The 17,651-nt window shown below is 35.7% G+C and carries 23 protein-coding genes and 1 pseudogene; all 24 read right to left on the bottom strand.

Annotation, left to right across the window (positions count from 1 at the left end):
• Nucleotides 1–108 precede the first annotated feature (108 nt).
• Entirely contained in the window at nt 109–1,449 is a 1,341-nt protein-coding gene (gene rpoN / locus Bccel_RS15960; RefSeq protein ID WP_036939115.1) for an RNA polymerase factor sigma-54, read from the bottom strand.
• A gap of 195 nt (nt 1,450–1,644) precedes the next feature.
• A complete protein-coding gene (locus tag Bccel_RS15965) occupies nt 1,645–2,400 on the bottom strand; it encodes a copper amine oxidase N-terminal domain-containing protein (RefSeq protein ID WP_050753539.1) in 756 nt (251 codons plus the stop codon).
• 174 nt (nt 2,401–2,574) lie between these two features.
• Nucleotides 2,575–3,045, bottom strand: a complete 471-nt coding sequence (gene ahbB, locus Bccel_RS15970) for a siroheme decarboxylase subunit beta (protein WP_036939116.1) — start codon at nt 3,043–3,045, stop codon at nt 2,575–2,577.
• A gap of 2 nt (nt 3,046–3,047) precedes the next feature.
• The gene (gene ahbA / locus Bccel_RS15975; protein WP_036939117.1) at nt 3,048–3,500 is read right to left on the bottom strand and encodes a siroheme decarboxylase subunit alpha; all 453 of its coding nucleotides are present in this window, start codon (nt 3,498–3,500) and stop codon (nt 3,048–3,050) included.
• Between the two features lie 5 nt (nt 3,501–3,505).
• Nucleotides 3,506–4,501 (bottom strand): putative heme d1 biosynthesis radical SAM protein NirJ2, encoded by a 996-nt coding sequence (gene nirJ2, locus Bccel_RS15980; RefSeq protein WP_036939118.1) that lies wholly within the window; start codon nt 4,499–4,501, stop codon nt 3,506–3,508.
• Between the two features lie 13 nt (nt 4,502–4,514).
• Nucleotides 4,515–5,678: a putative heme d1 biosynthesis radical SAM protein NirJ1 gene (gene nirJ1, locus Bccel_RS15985; RefSeq protein WP_036939119.1), complete on the bottom strand. Its 1,164-nt coding sequence runs from the start codon at nt 5,676–5,678 to the stop codon at nt 4,515–4,517.
• 321 nt (nt 5,679–5,999) lie between these two features.
• Nucleotides 6,000–6,632, bottom strand: coding sequence for a glycoside hydrolase family 75 protein (locus Bccel_RS15990; protein WP_036939120.1), 633 nt, complete (start codon nt 6,630–6,632; stop codon nt 6,000–6,002).
• A gap of 126 nt (nt 6,633–6,758) precedes the next feature.
• Nucleotides 6,759–6,923 (bottom strand): DUF1540 domain-containing protein, encoded by a 165-nt coding sequence (locus Bccel_RS29005; protein ID WP_081926825.1) that lies wholly within the window; start codon nt 6,921–6,923, stop codon nt 6,759–6,761.
• Nucleotides 6,924–6,994: 71 nt separating this feature from the next.
• A complete protein-coding gene (locus Bccel_RS15995) occupies nt 6,995–7,609 on the bottom strand; it encodes a hypothetical protein (RefSeq protein WP_050753540.1) in 615 nt (204 codons plus the stop codon).
• Between the two features lie 12 nt (nt 7,610–7,621).
• Entirely contained in the window at nt 7,622–7,984 is a 363-nt protein-coding gene (locus Bccel_RS16000; protein WP_036939121.1) for a hypothetical protein, read from the bottom strand.
• Nucleotides 7,977–8,261, bottom strand: coding sequence for a hypothetical protein (locus Bccel_RS16005; protein ID WP_152966033.1), 285 nt, complete (start codon nt 8,259–8,261; stop codon nt 7,977–7,979). The genes Bccel_RS16000 and Bccel_RS16005 overlap by 8 nt, the downstream gene beginning before the upstream one ends.
• A gap of 79 nt (nt 8,262–8,340) precedes the next feature.
• Nucleotides 8,341–8,832 carry a cytochrome b/b6 domain-containing protein gene (locus Bccel_RS16010; protein ID WP_036939123.1) on the bottom strand — a complete coding sequence of 164 codons (492 nt, stop codon included), beginning with the start codon at nt 8,830–8,832 and terminating at the stop codon, nt 8,341–8,343.
• Nucleotides 8,833–8,849: 17 nt separating this feature from the next.
• On the bottom strand, nt 8,850–9,410 hold the full coding sequence (locus Bccel_RS16015) for a hypothetical protein (protein WP_036939124.1): 561 nt from the start codon (nt 9,408–9,410) through the stop codon (nt 8,850–8,852).
• Between the two features lie 37 nt (nt 9,411–9,447).
• Nucleotides 9,448–10,431, bottom strand: coding sequence for a hypothetical protein (locus tag Bccel_RS16020; protein ID WP_160317736.1), 984 nt, complete (start codon nt 10,429–10,431; stop codon nt 9,448–9,450).
• Nucleotides 10,432–10,676: 245 nt separating this feature from the next.
• Nucleotides 10,677–10,904 carry a multicopper oxidase domain-containing protein gene (locus tag Bccel_RS29010; RefSeq protein ID WP_081926826.1) on the bottom strand — a complete coding sequence of 76 codons (228 nt, stop codon included), beginning with the start codon at nt 10,902–10,904 and terminating at the stop codon, nt 10,677–10,679.
• A 115-nt stretch (nt 10,905–11,019) separates the two neighbouring features.
• Nucleotides 11,020–11,724: a hypothetical protein gene (locus tag Bccel_RS16025; RefSeq protein ID WP_050753543.1), complete on the bottom strand. Its 705-nt coding sequence runs from the start codon at nt 11,722–11,724 to the stop codon at nt 11,020–11,022.
• Between the two features lie 11 nt (nt 11,725–11,735).
• On the bottom strand, nt 11,736–12,095 hold the full coding sequence (locus tag Bccel_RS16030; RefSeq protein ID WP_036939126.1) for a hypothetical protein: 360 nt from the start codon (nt 12,093–12,095) through the stop codon (nt 11,736–11,738).
• Entirely contained in the window at nt 12,088–12,396 is a 309-nt protein-coding gene (locus Bccel_RS16035) for a hypothetical protein (RefSeq protein WP_036939127.1), read from the bottom strand. The genes Bccel_RS16030 and Bccel_RS16035 overlap by 8 nt, the downstream gene beginning before the upstream one ends.
• A 16-nt stretch (nt 12,397–12,412) precedes the next feature.
• Nucleotides 12,413–12,844: a hypothetical protein gene (locus tag Bccel_RS16040; protein WP_050753544.1), complete on the bottom strand. Its 432-nt coding sequence runs from the start codon at nt 12,842–12,844 to the stop codon at nt 12,413–12,415.
• 43 nt (nt 12,845–12,887) lie between these two features.
• Nucleotides 12,888–13,361 carry a zinc ribbon domain-containing protein gene (locus Bccel_RS16045; RefSeq protein WP_036939129.1) on the bottom strand — a complete coding sequence of 158 codons (474 nt, stop codon included), beginning with the start codon at nt 13,359–13,361 and terminating at the stop codon, nt 12,888–12,890.
• Between the two features lies 1 nt (nt 13,362).
• Nucleotides 13,363–14,553 carry a hypothetical protein gene (locus Bccel_RS16050; RefSeq protein ID WP_036939130.1) on the bottom strand — a complete coding sequence of 397 codons (1,191 nt, stop codon included), beginning with the start codon at nt 14,551–14,553 and terminating at the stop codon, nt 13,363–13,365.
• Nucleotides 14,554–15,073: 520 nt separating this feature from the next.
• Nucleotides 15,074–16,477, bottom strand: coding sequence for a sensor histidine kinase (locus Bccel_RS16055; protein WP_036939131.1), 1,404 nt, complete (start codon nt 16,475–16,477; stop codon nt 15,074–15,076).
• Nucleotides 16,478–16,503: 26 nt separating this feature from the next.
• A pseudogene (locus Bccel_RS16060) lies at nt 16,504–17,201 on the bottom strand (response regulator transcription factor).
• Between the two features lie 177 nt (nt 17,202–17,378).
• Nucleotides 17,379–17,591: a copper chaperone CopZ gene (gene copZ, locus Bccel_RS16065; RefSeq protein WP_036939133.1), complete on the bottom strand. Its 213-nt coding sequence runs from the start codon at nt 17,589–17,591 to the stop codon at nt 17,379–17,381.
• Nucleotides 17,592–17,651 lie beyond the last annotated feature (60 nt).

Consider the following 17,651-nt stretch of genomic DNA (forward strand, 5'->3'; position numbering starts at 1 on the left):
CGCATCTAGCAAGTTTATTATTATTATTACGCCTGTTAACATAATATTAGGCAAATTGTTTAAATGTGCATAAGAATATTAACATCTTAGTTAACAATTATAGCATATCTAGTATAATCTCCTAAGTTTTGCGGGAAGAATAGACATTTCCTCCCTATATTTTGCTATTGTCCTTCTTGCAACATTAATACCCTCAACCCCTATTTTTCTCCTTATTTGTTCATCACTTAATGGATTTCTAATATCCTCGTTTTGAACAATATTCCTTATAGCCTTTTTTACAGCATTAGCTGCAATACCAGAATCATTTACAGTATCAATCTCTGTTGAAAAAAAGTATTTTAGCTCATAGATTCCTCTAGGGGTCTCAATATACTTTCCATTAACTGTTCGGCTTATTGTTGACTCATGCAGTCCTACCTTATCAGCCACCATTTTTAGAGACAAAGGCCTCAGAAATTTATGCCCATTTTTTAAGAAATCGTTCTGATATTCAATAATGCAGTTTGCTACGTTTAATATTGTCCTTTTACGTAGCTCTATAGCTTTTATAACATCAATAGCTTTAGAAATATTTGATTTAATATATTTTTTTGTTTCTATAGAGCTTTGTTCATTTTTAATTAAAGACCTATAATGTTCGTTTATTTTCAAACTCATAGCCCCGTCATTGATGAACAAAACGATGAATTTGTCATTAACGAACTTAGTAATTAGATCCGGTTGAATATACATTGTATTATAATTGCCTGAAAACTTTAACCCAGGCTTTGGGTCTATATTCTTAATTTTTTTATAAATTTCTACTACCTGTTCATAAGGTAAATCCAGCTTTTCTGATATACTTTTATATTTCTTTTCAGCAAGCAGTTCTAGGTAGTTGATAACAACCGTTTTAATATTCTCATCCAACTCCCTCCTACGATTAAGCTGCAATAAAATGCATTCTTTTAGATTCCGTGCTCCAATACCTGCAGGATCTAACTTTTGTATAACACTAAGTGCTTTCTTAACTTTATTTAAAGCTACTCCTAGAATACAAGATACTTCATTGATATTTACACTGAGATACCCGTAATCATTTATTGTTTCAATTAAATAAAACGCAATTTTCCTAATTTGTGCATCGATACAAAGTTCTCTTATCTGAGTCTGCAAATGATCCCTTAAAGTAAGATGATTACTTACATAATCGGAAAAAAACTTTCTTTCTAAATCTACATATCCCTTTTCGTACATATTATCTTCTGCAGTTTCATCTCTTTGCAGTTCGAAATCAGTCGATTCATAATCTTCCATATCCAGTAAAGGATTTTCATCTAATTGTATTGTAATATACTGCATTAGTTCAATATTTGACATTTGCAGTACTTTAAGCTCATAAATGATTTTGGGTGTAATAGTCAATTGCTGATTTTGAGATATCTGAGTTCCTAATCTTGTATTCATAAGACCTCACCTTTCTAGTGTTACTAACAAAAGGATATCACTCAAAATTGAAGATTTTATGTAGAACAACAAAAAGACTGGCATAATCAAATACCAGTCTTTACTTTTTACAGCAATTATTTAGGACACTTAAGATGCTTAGGCATGATCAAAAAATAACACATCCGTTATAAATTTCGCTCATGTTAAGACTCATTATAAAACTTCATATTCAGCTATTTTCACAATCTTATTCTCTGAATTTGGCTTTTTTATTACAACATATTTGCTAATAAAATTATGACAACCAGGAAGTATAACCTTGCCCTCAATATTATTCATACCTCCCGATTTACCGGTGATAGCAATATCCGCGGGCAAGACATAACCATATTCATCTGCGACTTCCAATACCGCACTGCTAGCATCAAAGTTAAGCTTACCGATAACTTTTAAGACTCCTTGCTCACTTGATGTATCTATTTTACTGATGCTGAATTTTAGGTCTTTATAAGTGCCTCCCTGTCCCAATTTATATGAGTTATTATTGTATGTAATGGAAACAGTATTAGTAGAACCTTCCCACTTTACCTCAGCACCAAGGTTTTCACTAATAAACCTGAGCGGTACAAATGTTCTGCCGCCGGATATCTCAGGAGGCACATCCAAATTCACCTTACTGCCGTTTACATATGCATAGTTGGTCCCAATTTTCAAAGATACCTTGGTAGCATTTTTTGTGGCTATAACAACCTGTCTTTCAGAATCCCAGGAAACTTTAGTCCCAAATTCCTCGAGTATTTTCCTAAAGGGTACTAATGTTCGTCCGTCCTTAGCATATGGTTTTGCATCAAACACAAGTTTTTTATCATTGTACCAGACAGTGATCTGTCCATCAGCATATGCATGCTGTAAAGGTATCAAACTTAATGTGACACTCACCAAAACAACTAACGCTAAATATTTTCCCATGATACACATCCTTATAACCATAATTTGATAATAGTATATAAGAAAATTGTGAAGATTTTATGAAGATAAAAGATTTATAATTTAAAGAGCTGTATGACTGCTGGTATTTGAAGCAATAGAAATGTGCAATGTTTGTAGAACTGCAATTGTTTTTGAGAATTAAAACTTTCCAATTTAATCGATGAAATACTTCATACTAGTCTTCTTCAATTCCTTCGTGCTATATAATATTTCGTATTCATTAACTCCAGTTATTTTTGCAATATTACAAACAACCTCTTCGCATTCCTCTTTAGACTGTCCATGTATCATGGTATACAAATTATACGGCCAGTCACGGAAGGTCACTCTCTTATAACAATGACTTATCTGGGAAAATGATGCCATCAACTTTCCTATTTCTTCGGATCTTTCTTCCGGAACAACCCATACCACCATTGCATTATGAGAAAACCCTGCTTTTCTATGGTGCAGGATTGCACCAATTCTTCTGAGAATCTTTTGCTCCTTAAGGCTATGAATCCTCTCCAAAAGGGCATCTTCATTGATATCAAGATCTTTTGCAATTGCTTTAAAAGGTTCCTTTTGCAATAGGATATCTTCTTGGAGTATTCGTATAATTTTTCTATCCAAATCGTTTAGCATTTCTACTCCTTAATATTGAAGTTTGTTTTTATTTTATAAATTTTTTCTGAAGGAAAGCTTAATATCCTACTTATCTGAGACTTTTCTCTTATTTCCTCTAAAACTTCATCCACTTTTTCTCTTGAACTTGCTATTACTGTAAACCACATATTTAAGGCACCGTCTCTTATATAATTATGGGTAACACAACTGTACCCGTTAATAATATCTGATACCTCATCAATTCGCTGTGCAGGCACACTTATTGCACACAAGGTAGAGAAATACCCCAGACTTCTCGAGTCGAAAATCCCTCCAATTCTACGTATATAGCCATTTTCCTTGAGCATCTTTATTCTATTTATAACTTCATCTTCGGAAATTCCCAGCTGTTCTCCTAAAACCAGGAAGGGCCTCTTATGTATCGGGAACTTTTCTTGAAGCAAATTCAAAAGTTCTCTATCTGTATTATCCATATCAATTATTCCTCCACTGCCGACCTATACAAACACCACGGTTCTTCTGCCATGAAATCTCCGTTGTTATAAAATGCTGCCCTTGCCCTGCAACCGCCGCAGGCAACTTTGTATTTGCACTTACCGCAGCCACCTTTATAATTCATAGTCCGCAATTCATTAAAAATAGAACTGTTCGCCCAAATTTGACTAAAAGGAGTTTTTCTTACATTTCCAACAGACTGATTAATATAAGCACATGGCTGAACCTCCCCTGTGGGACTGATAATACAATAATGAGTACCAGCAAGGCATCCTCTGGCAAATCGAAGGTTAATTCCCATTTCCTTGGCTATTCTCATAAATTGGGGAGCACAGGTGGGTTTTAATTCAATTTTTACCTGCTGCTGTTTCATTATAATTTTAGTAAGCAGCTGCTCATATTGTTCTGTCCTTAAGGATTCCTCTTCAATATTTACAGCTCGGCCGGTTGGTACAAGGAAAAAAATATGATGGGCAACAGCTCCCATCTCTACAGCAAAATCAGTCAGATCAATTATTTCATCCATATTCCAGTTCATAACAGTAGAATGCACTTGGAATGGTAAACCGGCTTTTTTACAAGCTTTCATGCCCGCAACTGTTTTATCCCAAGAGTTTTCCAGGCCTCTGAAGTCATCATGCTTTTTTCGATCCAAACTGTCAATGCTGATACCCATTCCCATTGCCCCTGCTTTTTTTAACCTTATAGCTGTTTCTTCATTTAATAGAGTGCCATTTGTTCCAAACACAGGTCGTAAGTCTACACTTACAGCATGTTCTACCAAATCAAAAATATATGGTAGCATAAGAGGCTCTCCACCCGAAAAAATAACTATTTTAAAGCCTGCTTTTGCTATTTCATTCAGAAGTTCCTTTCCTTCTTCCAGAGTCAACTCACCTTGGGCTTCTGTCCCTGAATCCCTATAACAATGCTTGCAAAACATATTACATTTATTTGTGGTATTCCATGAAATAATCATTGTTTTTCTCCCCCTAAATGCCTATTTCCTCATCGTTTAAATAACACGCAGGATCTGATGCCCAAAAATCACCCGTCACTGCTTCCGCCCTTGCACGAAAATTACCGTTGCAAATGTCAATCCACTTACATAAACTGCAGCGGCCTTTTAAAAGAGGTTTTCTCTCCTTAAGGCCCGACATCAAATCGTTTGACTCATCCTTCCAAATTTCTGAAAAAGTCCTTTCTTTAACATTACCAAGGATATGCTGCTGCGTAAATTGATCGGGATGGACATACCCCTCTGAATCAATATTTCCAAAGGCTATCCCAGATCGGTTTCCACCATTCATTTTTAATTGTGACAGTATTTTATCCGATAGTAATGGGTATTTTTTTAAAGACTGTAAATATAGATACACTGCATCTGAATGATTATCAACTGTCAGGATTTCTGTGCTGCTGCCTAGTTCTATTGCTTTATTCATTATTAAATCAAGAGCCGACCTGGTCTCATCATGGGTTATGTCGTCATTAACCATGTCAGTACCCCGACCTGAGTATACCAAGTGGTAAAAACAGACCCTGGGTATTTTCTCTTCCTTTATCAAGTAAAATATATCGTCTAAATATTTATAGTTATACTTGCTGATAGTAAAACGAAGTCCAACCTTCTGCTCAGCTTCAATACAATTTCTTATTCCTTTAAGTGCATTGTCAAAACTTCCACTAACGCCCCTAAAAGCATCATGACTCCGCCCTATTCCATCCAAACTAATACCTATATATCCAACACCAAGTTGCTTAAATTTCTTTGCATGTTCTCTATCGATCAATGTACCATTGGTAGAAATGGTACATCTAATACTGCGAGTATTAGTATATCGGATTATTTCCAACAAATCCTCTCTAACTAAAGGCTCTCCGCCGGAAATCAATATAACCGGAACTTTAAAATCACTAAGGTCATCTATTAATTTTTTCGCCTCATCAGTTGTTAGTTCACCATCGTACTTCTTATTCTCTGATTGTGAATAGCAGTGCATGCATTTTAAATTGCATGTTCTGGTGCAATTCCATGCTACCACCGGACCATACCCATTACTGACACCATGTTTTTGTTTTCCAGCCCCAGGCACATACCTTAGCTTGTCCCCATAATTCTCAGTCCCACATAGTAGTTTTGTAACTCCTAACATAAAATAATTCCTTTCAACTCAAGTATACCAATTCAACAGGTAATCGTAAAAAATATCCATACCAAGTTTATCATATTGACTCTATATATTACTTAATTCTTCAATTTAGATATAAAATGTTATTTAATTGATGTATATTATAGCATATTCTAACACATTATAACATATTGTATCTCTTTATTACATAATTCTCTTTATAACCCAGCCTATATTTTTTTTGTGGTTTTTGTTTATTCCTTATTTATGTATTCATAATGCAACTCCTTCTTGAGATAATATCATTAATTTTGCCAAGAAGGAGTTATTTACTGATAGCAAATTTTACGAAGAGTGTGATGTAGTTTTTTTCAAAGCATTAAAATAAGGTATTGCACAATTTGCTATTTGTGCAGCTGTTGGAATAGGTTTTCCATAACCATATCCACACTTCGAACCACTGCCTGGAAACATTATATATACAAGATCTAAGTCATCGTGACCAATAAATTTACCTGAACTGGTTTTATACTGGAACCCTAGTGCTGCATGCATTGCTATTGAAGCTTCACCGATTTTTCCTGCAGGGCCTTTATCAGCATATATTACATAAACACTTTTTCCAGTAGTTGTATCTATTACTATTCCTATATCTCCCAGCATAACATTGTTTTTATTATTTTTAGGAAGTACAATATATGGAATAGTCTCAGCATTTACTGCTTGATCTCCATACATTAAACTGGTATTAGGATCGTGTGGTGGAGGGTAATTTATTGGCGACCCATCGGTATCTACTTGTGCCGATGTTTTCCAAACTGTTGCCGGAGTATAATCAGGCCCATAGCTATAAGTTTTAAGATAGACTCTTTCAGACGGACGATCAACTACATTTGCCCAATATACCTCATTAGGATAATTCTTTGCATGATTCATCACATAGTTTGCGATATGTTTCATATCCACTTGGATATTCATGCTAACATCTCCTTACTCTATATATAGCTGTTATTAATAATATATAAAAAAGACAGCGATTATGTTACCACAATAGCTTTCTTTTTTATATGCTTTTGATTTAGGGTTATTCCAGCATTAGATTTTCTATTCCTTGTCCTTAAAGGTTGTGCAACAAGTTTCGTCACTGATATCAGCTTTATGTTTACCCTCCATTGCATTAACTTCAAGTGCATCGGCATAGCACATCATACTTTTATTGTAAGTGCAGTTTGTAACTCCGCATTTAACTTTCATACATGGTGCTTCCATTAAATCACCTCCTTTTCCGGACTGGTAATTCCTATCCATATTACTAGCCCTTGCATCCCGGCTTAGCTTATTTACATCATCCCCATACCTCCTCCGCTCATGCTACCGGAGGAACCACCGGACATGCCTCCCATAGGCATCATGTTCATCATTCCCATACCTCCCATATTACCCATTCCACCCTGAGGCATAGACTGCATTTGCATACCACCCATGTTATTTGTCATCATTTGCTGCATCTGATTTATCTGCATTTGCATTTGGTTTAAACGCTGCATTATCATAGTATTTGTATCCATACCCATTGGAGCACTCATGTTCATCATTCCCATTCCACTCATACCACCCTGCATCTGCATACCTCCCATGCCGCCTTGCATGGTTATTCCTGGTTGTATTTGCATATTACCATGTCCTGTCATGTTACTCCCTGGATTTATAAAGTTTAGTATTACAACTGCAATAATTATTCCTATAAGTGAAAACATTGAAAGTCTAAGCCACCCATTGTTTTGCATGAATGAACCTCCTTTTTCTATTTGCGTATTTTTATTAGACTTTACACCCTTCTGTTTTGGGGTTGTAATATAACTAAAAAAACCTATTCCTACAAGTCCAACCCCTACAATTAGCAGCAGGATTAATACAAAGATATATAAAGTTCCTACACTTCCAAGAATCGTCAATTTACCACCTACCTATTTGAGCCAGATAATTGCAAGAAACACCGACCCTGCTATAATAAAAGGGAGCAAGATAACAATTGTTGCCGTTGTAAGATAATGAGTTGCTGTTAAAAAGCTATCACTTTGACTATGGTGGCTGTTGTGGCTCTGACTCTGGTTTTGCTCCTGCAATCCCTCTATCTGCTCTTGCTCCTTAATCATGTCACTTAGAGTAATATTTCCAAGATGCATGGAACTCATCATATTTCCCATGGTCTTATTCATCATGCTTGCCTGCTTTCTGTACCCATATCCATAAGATACTATCAGTGCTAAAATTGTAATTTCAACGAAGGTTATCGCAAGCCGCCAGAAACGCAGCTTCTTTTTATCCACTATTTCGTCTCCCCCTTAGATACCTTATATACAATCCTAAAATAATACTAATAAATATCAGCGGAATGGTGATAGCTGAAGCATTTGCTATAAGGTGTTTCAAGTCAAAATCTTCTTCTATTGACATAGAAAGCCCCATAAGAGAATTATGCATTGCTCCCATCATGCCCTGCATAAACATCATGACCTGCTGCTCTGTGGGTCCCGGGCTTAAATAAGATATTATTGTTGAAGATAACATAAAGAAAAATGAAGTTGCCATAATCCAGATAAACATTTTAAACCACCGCATTTGCATCATAACTGCCAAACCCCTCTCCATTCCTTTAGCATCTTTCGCAAATAATATTATTCATTTAGTTATATTTATCAGAAACATTCTCTTTTGAACTTGGTCTTTTAGGCAAAAGAAGTGCATGACACTTCACATATATGTGCCAAATGACACTTGCAACCACAATGTAAGTAAGCTTTTCGTGAACATATAGAGCAAACGAAACCACCGCCATATTTGAGTCCATGCATACCCAAATAATGGCTCCGGTAATAATGAAAATGAGTGTTGTTATAAAAGTAAATAGCTGGTAACCACTCTTTCCAATCATAAACCAGGTAAGCTTCTTTTCATCACTTTTTATGCCCCGTATCACCTCAATGACAATGGATATGAAAGTAAGCAGTACATATACAGCCGCCAGTACCCGGTGAACATAATCTGCAGATACAATATCATAGTTTAGAATCCATCCATATTGAGCACCAACCATAGCCAGTCCGCTTAACGCCAATAACGCAAATACAATCGTCCAGAGCCAATGAATAATAAAATCAAATCTTACATTATTCATATTCAATACTTCCTTTTCTATAGGTTACCCGTATTATCCCCAGGTTCTGGTTTTTTAGATGAGTTTGTTTCACCTGATGTCCCTTGATCGTTTGATTTCATAAATTTGAATGCTCCTTGATCCGCCTGTTTCTTAATATAGGCTACCAAAGCAAGAATAAGCGACACCACAAGCACAAAAGACAAAGCTTTTATTAGGAGGTACAAAAGGCCTGCTATACTTAGGACCGAACTATACCCTCCTATCATACCACCATGCTCACTCATACCGCTGCCTAAAATTAAACTTGAACCTGTAAAGCTGCCAAGGAGTGCAAGGAGAAATATAACTCCAATAACTGCAATAGTTATAACCAATACTGTTTTTAAAATAGGGTCATTATTTATTACTTGTATAAGCTTATTGGTATTGGCATTTTTGAAGAAAGCGTTTTTAATCCACACTCCAACACCAATAATTACAGCAATTACCAAGATAACCATAAGGAGTTTGACTAAAAGAATCAACAGGCCTCCTACAAATGTGTCAATTGAAGTTCCATAACCTCCCATATTGTTCATTCCTCCCATGTGATCCATATTCCCACCTCCTGTTAACATGTTAAAAATATCCCTTTCAAATTACATTGGGGTCTTTATCGGGATTTCCATCTAGATTTTTCTTATTATCGCTCTTTCTTAGCATACTCATAATCGCACCTAGTACACCTAATACCAATCCGATCATTAATACAACAAGAATAATATTAAATATTGTAATCATACTAACATTTCCAAATAGCCCATTAAGCCACTGGTTTCCACTAATCATACCTGTATGACTGGATGCACCTGTAGTGCCCTGAACCGATATGGAGGCTTGTACCATTTGGTTGGTAAATTCCTCACTAAGGTTACTGAGCATGGCCATCCCCTGTGCAAGCTTATAAACCCCCTGATGTATCTGTCCCATCGCATCTTTGCTATATGAGTATCCAACTGATGAAGCGTAGGGATTTACATTTACGAGAATAGATGCTTGACTTAACTTATTTATTGCGTTATATAGTTTTTCCCTATTCTGTATTGCAGTATTATATCTTGCTACATAAGTATCGTAATTGGGTGGATTTTGCTCGACTATTACCGACTGTGCCAATAGATCATCATTTAACTGATTGATCACCATTATTCCCTGCGAAAGTGTAAATATCCCAGTATGAAGCTGTTCCAGCTTGCCCTGATCAAATACATAGTTTTGGTTTTGCTGCATATTGACAGTTCCCTGATTATTTGGAGCTGGAGTGGCCTGATTATTCGTTGTGTTATTACCGTTTGGTGCTATGTTTACTGAGCTGTTCCCACCAGGATAGATATTTATTGTTCCAGTCCCCTGTCCGGCCTGACCTTGATTAGTTCCCATTTGCATGTTATTAATGTTGGCTTGCGGCAAAGTAGCTTTTGAATAGGGATCTATGCTAATTAAATCAATAGCTTGATTTATAGTACCAATGGCCTGATTGAGCTTATCTCTATTCTGTACAGCTATAGTATTAAGTTGAGTATTTTTTGATGTATTTTCTTGTGGAGTTTGCTGTCCCGAAGTCTGATCATGCGGCATTTGATTTTGTCCTTGAGTGCCAGGATTTTTATTCATTTCAGAGTGGTTCATAGGTGTAAGAAAAGTATTCCACCCAAATACCCCAGACCTCCGACAATAACCAATATAATAAATACCGCTAAGATCCTGCTAAAAATTTTCACATAACCAACTCCTCAATTTAATCCTTCATGGTTATTTTTTATCAAAACATAACAATATATACGAATATTGTTGATTTTCATAGCGAGGAAGTTAAAAATTAGCTATTCCGGTTTATTAAACTTGCTATTCGGGTCCGGTATATAATTTGCTTTAAAATCAGTATATTCAATCGCTTGCATCATTCCTCCTGCCGCATGATGAAGCTCATGGCAGTGCTGCACCCATCTTCCCGTATTATCTGCTTTAAATGCCACCACGTACTTCTCACCCGGCCTCACAAGAAGTGTATCCTTTGTAAGAACTGCTCCTTTTACCGGATTATCAACAATAGTTTACTATAGATAACTAAAATACTAATACTAATTTACCACCGATTTTCCCAAGCATTTAAAAAGCGAACCCTAAGATTCGCTTTTTAAATCAACCCTAACTATAGAACAGGAACTACATCATACCCATTCCGCTCATACTGCCGCTTCCGTTATTCATTGGCATACTTCCTGAGCCGTTCATTCCTCCCATGTTCATCATGCCACCCATCATACCGCCCATCATGCCCATGTTACCCATACCTTGCTGCATCTGTGAGCCACCCATACCGCCATTCATCATACCCATTTGCTGCTGCATCTGATTTAACTGCATCTGCATCTGGTTCAACTGCTGCTGAATTGCCATATTATTATCCTGCATCATGCCGCTGCTCATTCCACTCATGTTCATGTTACCCATGTTCATGCTGCCCATATTCATGCTGCCCATACCCATGCCTTGCTGCATACCTTGCTGCTGATGCTGCTGATGAATATTGGCTCCTTGAGCACCAGTAGTTGATACAAAACCTAAAACCACTACGCTTACAAGGATACCTACAAAGGAGAATACTGCCAATTTTAACCACCCGTTATTATTCATTACAAACCCTCCAATTATTTTTTCAATAGCATTGTTTTTATTTGACCCGCTTTCCTCATTTATCTTCTTATCAATAACTTTAGGATTTAACTTCTTATCCACAACTTCAGGTTTTTGTTTTTTCTGGTTCACAATAGAATTTATAAAACTCCAAAGAGCAAATCCTGAACCTAAAAATAAAAGACTAAGAAGAATATACATATAAATCTGACTTACAGAACCTAAAATACTCATTTCCACCACCTCTACTTAATCCACACAATTGTGAGTATTATCGCCCCTCCTATAATGAAGGGAAGCAAAATAAATATTATTGCTGTTGAAAGATAATTAAGCTTATATATTACCGGCGATTGGCCTTGATGGTGCGAATGCATCTCCATCATGTTTTCCTTCATTTGACTCTGACCATTTTGGGAACTAAATAAATCATAAATTGTCTTTCCTTCTAAATGCATCTGTTTCATCATATTTCCCATACTTGCATCCATCATTTGAGCTTTGGGAAGCTTAGGTGAACTCCAAAGAAGAACCAGTGTGATTACTGTTAGACCTGAAAATACAAAGCAAAGCCTCCAAAAGTTAATCCTCTTATTATCAAACATTTTTGTCACCCCTCTTAAGACTCCTAACCAGTAAACCTATGATGATGCTAAGTACAATAATTGGGAGTGTCAGTGAAGAAGACATTATAAGAATATTTTTTAGTGGGCTATGGTTTTCAAGATTCATTGCGACTCCCATCATTGAGTTATTCATAGCACTCATCATACCCATCATAAACTTCATCACTTCAGCTTCGGTAGGGCCAGGTCTAAAAATCGAAATAACCACTCCAGATGCAAGGAAGAAGAAGAAACTTGCTAAAAACCATATGAAAATCTTAAACCATGTTTTTTGCATCATCTTTTTCTTCTCCTTACTATAACCTTACCTTTTCCTCAATGGCTTTTTTCTTTGGCCATATCAGTGCATGGCATTTTTTATATATGTGCCAAATTACACTTGCAAGAGCTATATATGAAATATATTCATGGATTAAAAGTGCAAATCCCACAGCTCCCATGTCAAACTCATTACATATCCATATCAATGCACCGGTTATAATTAAAATTAGTGTTGTTATAAAGGTAAACAGCTGATATCCGCTTCGTCCAAAAATAAACCATGCCAGCTTTGATGTATCATTCCTGATGTTTCTGAACACTTCATAAAACATTGATATAAAAGTTAAAAGAACAAATATTGCTGCTGATATCCTGTGTATATAGTCTGCTGTTCCATAATCAAAATCTAATAGCCATCCGTATTTTGCCCAACCATACTGAATCCGCTTATTGCGAGCAGTGCCCATACAATTGCCCATAGCCAATGCATTACAAAATCAAATCTAATACTCATAACTTATCAGCTCCGCAATTAGGGCAACATTTCCACTTTGCCTTAAGTTCTGCACCGCATGATGCACATTCAGTTATTAATTTCTCACCACAACCGGAGCAGAACTTGAATCCCTCTGATACTTTAGTTGAACAATTAGGGCAGCTAATACATGCCCTATCACTTGTCTTTAATGTTTCCAACTTTTCAGTTATTTGCTTCGAGTAATTATGCCTTAAAAACATGAATACTCCAAGTATAACTCCTACAACAGAAATAAATAGAAGAAGTTTTATAAGTAATGACAATATACCTGTTATACCTAATCCATATCCGGTGCCAACCACCATACTGCTCCTGAAAATCCCATTATTCATACTGTAGGTCATTATCCATCCTATTACTGTTATCAGCAGCCAAGCACCCACTATCGATAAAGCCACTATAACAATTGTCTTCAAAATAGGATCATTTTTTATATTATCATACATTTTAATTGCACCTCCCTGATTTGAAGTTTTGGTCAATCTTCTTGGTGGATTTTAACTGACTGAAAATAAATCCAAGGATACTTAGAATTAACACAACAACAAATATAACTAGTACTGTATTAACAATGGTCTTGATGTTAATATTACTAAACAAACCTCCAAATACCCCTTGTGACATAGCGGTATGACTCATTTGGCCAGCAGTTGTTATATTTGATATATAGGTCTGTGCTGTATTTGACAATATTATTGACTGCCTTGTTAAGTCATCACTAAGCAGATTCAAAGAAGCTACCCCTTCAGCTAATTTATAAATACTCTGATGAATCTGATTCATTCTTTCCTTGTCGTAGACAAGTCCTGAAGATGATATATAGGGATTTATATTAACAAGACTTGCAGCCTCATTAATATAATTTTGAGCCTGTGTCAATTTAGTTTTATTTTGCACTGTCAAGCTATATTGGTTTGTATAGTATTGAACCAAGTCCTGGGTATTAGTACTTGCATTTTCAGCTTGGCTTACCAATTGATTTTGAAGTTGATTTAAAAGTGCCATGCCTAATGACATTTTGTATACACCATTATGGAGTTGCTCCATCTTGTTTGCATCGTAGACTGTCCCCATATTCTGCATAATCACATTATTTTGCTGAGAGGTGGTTGACTGAGTAGATTGATTCGCATCAGCTTGAGGGTAAATATTAACAGTAGTATTGTTTCCTCCTTGACCAGAAGCTGTAGGATTAGATTGGGCATTAGCTTTTGTATCACCCTGTGGCATTGGCGTTACCGGGGCTTGAGAGCTATCTTTCATCTGCATATTACCCATTTTGTCAGAATTTGAGTCAGATGCATATGGGTCAACTGTCATAAGCCTTATTGCTTCGTTAAGTGCTGTTAATGATTTATTTAAGCTATCTTTATTTTGTAAAATAGTATTAGCTTGATTTAATCCTGCTGAGTTACCAGATTGCTGGCTGTTATCAGCATTTTGACTCATACCTGTATGGTTCGCCATTGTATCTTTGCTTGTATCTTTTGACTGGTTTGTATTCTCAGTATTTGCGGTTACTGTTGTATTATTATGACCTGAATGATTAGTAAACAAGGTTATATACCCTATAAACCCTAGTCCTCCTACAATAATGGTTACTAGAAAAACCACTAAAACACCTCTTAAAAATTTCATTCGTGACTCACCCCTTTACTGAATTTCAAATAATAACTCTTATTTATCATAAATAACCTTGTAATAATTTTTGACTACATCTGCCCAGTCATCATATGATGAACACCAAATGCTGCTGCAGCAATAACCACAATAATAGCCAGCACAACCAATATTGTTATCATCTTTTTATTCATCTAGTTAAGCCCCCTTTCATTTATGGAACGTATTAAGCTTATAAACGAATTATACAAAGTAAATATGAAGATTTTATGGAGATTAATGAATACATTCTGGCTATATTGAAACAAAAACGATGGAAAGCCTGTTCCCTGCTTTCTTTTATTCAATATTGATAACAGGTCAAATCAATTGTGCAAAACAGAGGTAAATTATAGAGACCCTCTTAATGTTTTCTTAGTAAAAACATCATGAGGGTCTCTTATATTATTTTTTCCTACAGCGGTTTTAACATGAAGTTTTATTTTTTTGTATCTACTTTTTTCATAAGAAAGTATAAAATTTAAAAATAAATCAATTTTCATTCATCTTGATTTGTTTCCTTTGGCAGCGAAAGAATAAATTCAGTGCCATAATCTACTCTACTCTGAACCTCAATACGACCTTTATGTGCTTCTGTAATAGCTTTCACAATTGTAAGCCCGATACCGGAGCCTCCGGTAAGCCTGTTTCGGGATTTATCCGCCCTATAAAATCTTTCAAATATGAATGGCAAGTCCTCTTCAGGTATACCTGGACCATTATCCTTAACACTTATTTCAGTAATATCTTCAGCCCCTTTAACACTTATGTTTACAACACCACCTTCAGGTGTATACTTTAAAGCATTTGATACCAGGTTAATAACTACTTGGCTGATTTTATCCTTGTCCGCAAAAACCTCTTCGCTCTCACCATTAAAAGCAAGCTTGATATCCTTATTTTTAAACTCCGGTTCAAAATTTAAAACAATTCTATAAATAAGCTCTGATATATCAAAGCTTGTTTTATTTAAAACAAGACTTTCGCTTTCATATCTTGCTAATTTTTCGAGATCTCCTACCATTTTATTAATTCTGATTATTTCCTCGTGGCAGCTTTTCAGTCGCTCAGCATCAGGCTTCCATATCCCATCAATCATTGCTTCCATATGGCTTTGCAATGTTGCAAGGGGTGTTCTAAGCTCATGAGCTACATCTGCACCTATCCTTTTTCTCAATACTTCCTGCTTCTCAAGGGTCCCAGCTAAATTATTAATTGTTGATGTTAGCTGACAAATTTCCTTTGTATTTGACCTTTCCAAAACCCTGTCGGAGAAGTAACCTTTAGCTATTGATTGTGCACTTCTTATTACTCTTGATATAGGAGAACTTAGTCTTCTGGCAATTATACTTCCCAATACAAGTGAAAATAACATTGTGAAAATTCCTATTCCTATAAGGAGTTTATTTAATGTATTTATGAAAGCAAGGTCATTATCGCTCAGATAGTATGGACCATATGAACCGATTTGGATCTCACCGACCTTAGCAAATCCACTGTTTATAGCATATGGTATCTCAGTGTATGTTCCCTTCATATGAGGATAACGGCTACTTACATTTTGGGCCATATGCTCTATAATCCTCTGGCACATGCCATTGTTATGGACTGTTGCATCCCAAATTGCATTTCCATCTTTATCCTTAACCTTTATAATAAGTCCATTTTCAAGTGCTCTTACACCAATAGTCTCTATCATTTCCATATTCCATTTTCCATTATCCTGGTACTGATGGCTGATTGACGATATAACATCATTGTTTTTTTGTTCTTGGTTGTGCCTGACATATTCCCTAAAATACTTATCAAGAAACAAGTTTGTTATAGCCATTATAAGCACCACACTTATAAGTGCAACAAGTGCATACGAAAAGGATAGTTTGACTCTTAAACTATATTTCACGTTCCCTCCCCCTTTTTTTCCCTTGTTTATTCTCCATCGAATCGATATCCTATGCCATGAACAGTCAAAATATATTTTGGTGATTTAGGGTCAGTTTCTATTTTCTGCCTCAAGTTTTTAATATGGGTATCTACAGTCCTGTCAAAGCCTTCAAAATCCTCTCCTAATGCTATTGAAATAAGTTCTTCTCTTGTAAAAGTCTTTTTTGGGTATTTTACTAAAGTCATGAGAATTTTGTATTCATTAGGTGTAAGATTTACTATACTGTTATTTTTTCTCACTTCATATTTCAGATTATCTATTACCAGATCATCATTAAATGAAATAATATTCGAAAGAGGTACAGGATCTTCGGATGTTCTCCTTAATACCGCCCAACTCTTGCAACAAGCTGTTTTGGGCTAAAAGGCTTGGTTATATAATCATCAGCACCAATATCAAGTCCCTTAAGGATATCCTCTTCTTCAACCTTGGCAGTAAGCATTATTATGGGAACCCTTGATTGCTTTCTAATTATTTTGCAGATTTCCTCTCCCGACATATCTGGAAGCATTAAATCTAAAACTATTAAAGAAGGGTCTATTCTCTCAAACAAATTAAGTGCCTGGTTACCATTGTATGCTTCACAAACCTCATATCCGATATGTTCAAGATAAGACTTTACAACTTCAACAATCTTTTTTTCATCATCAACCACTAAAATCTTTTTCCCACAGCTAATCATCTCATCAACCTCCAAGGAATATTTCGTAACATATACATTAAAAGTGAATATTTCTTTACACTTGTCTAAAGCAAGCCCTATTAAATAAAAACAAAGCCCTATTAAACAGATACCGGACTGTAAAGCTTTACAGTTTGGTATCTGTAATTAAGGAGCTTTCATTACTAAGGGATATTGTTATACGACATCATAGCCTTGGTCCTCTATAGTATCCTTTATAATATCAACATTAACCTTTGCCGGGTCGAATTCTATTGTAACTTTTTTTGATTTCAAATCAACAGTTACGTTTCCAACGCCATTTAATGCTCCTACGGCTTTCTTAACACTGTTTTCACAATGACTGCAAGACATTCCTTCAACATTTAAGGTTTTCACTTCATTTGCCATAATTAAATCCTCCTGTAGTTATATTATTTTTGTTCATATCCCTGTACAGTATTAACAAGG

Origin of the sequence: Pseudobacteroides cellulosolvens ATCC 35603 = DSM 2933, assembly GCF_001262605.1 — a bacterium.
Taxonomy (GTDB): Bacteria; Bacillota; Clostridia; order Acetivibrionales; family DSM-2933; genus Pseudobacteroides; species Pseudobacteroides cellulosolvens.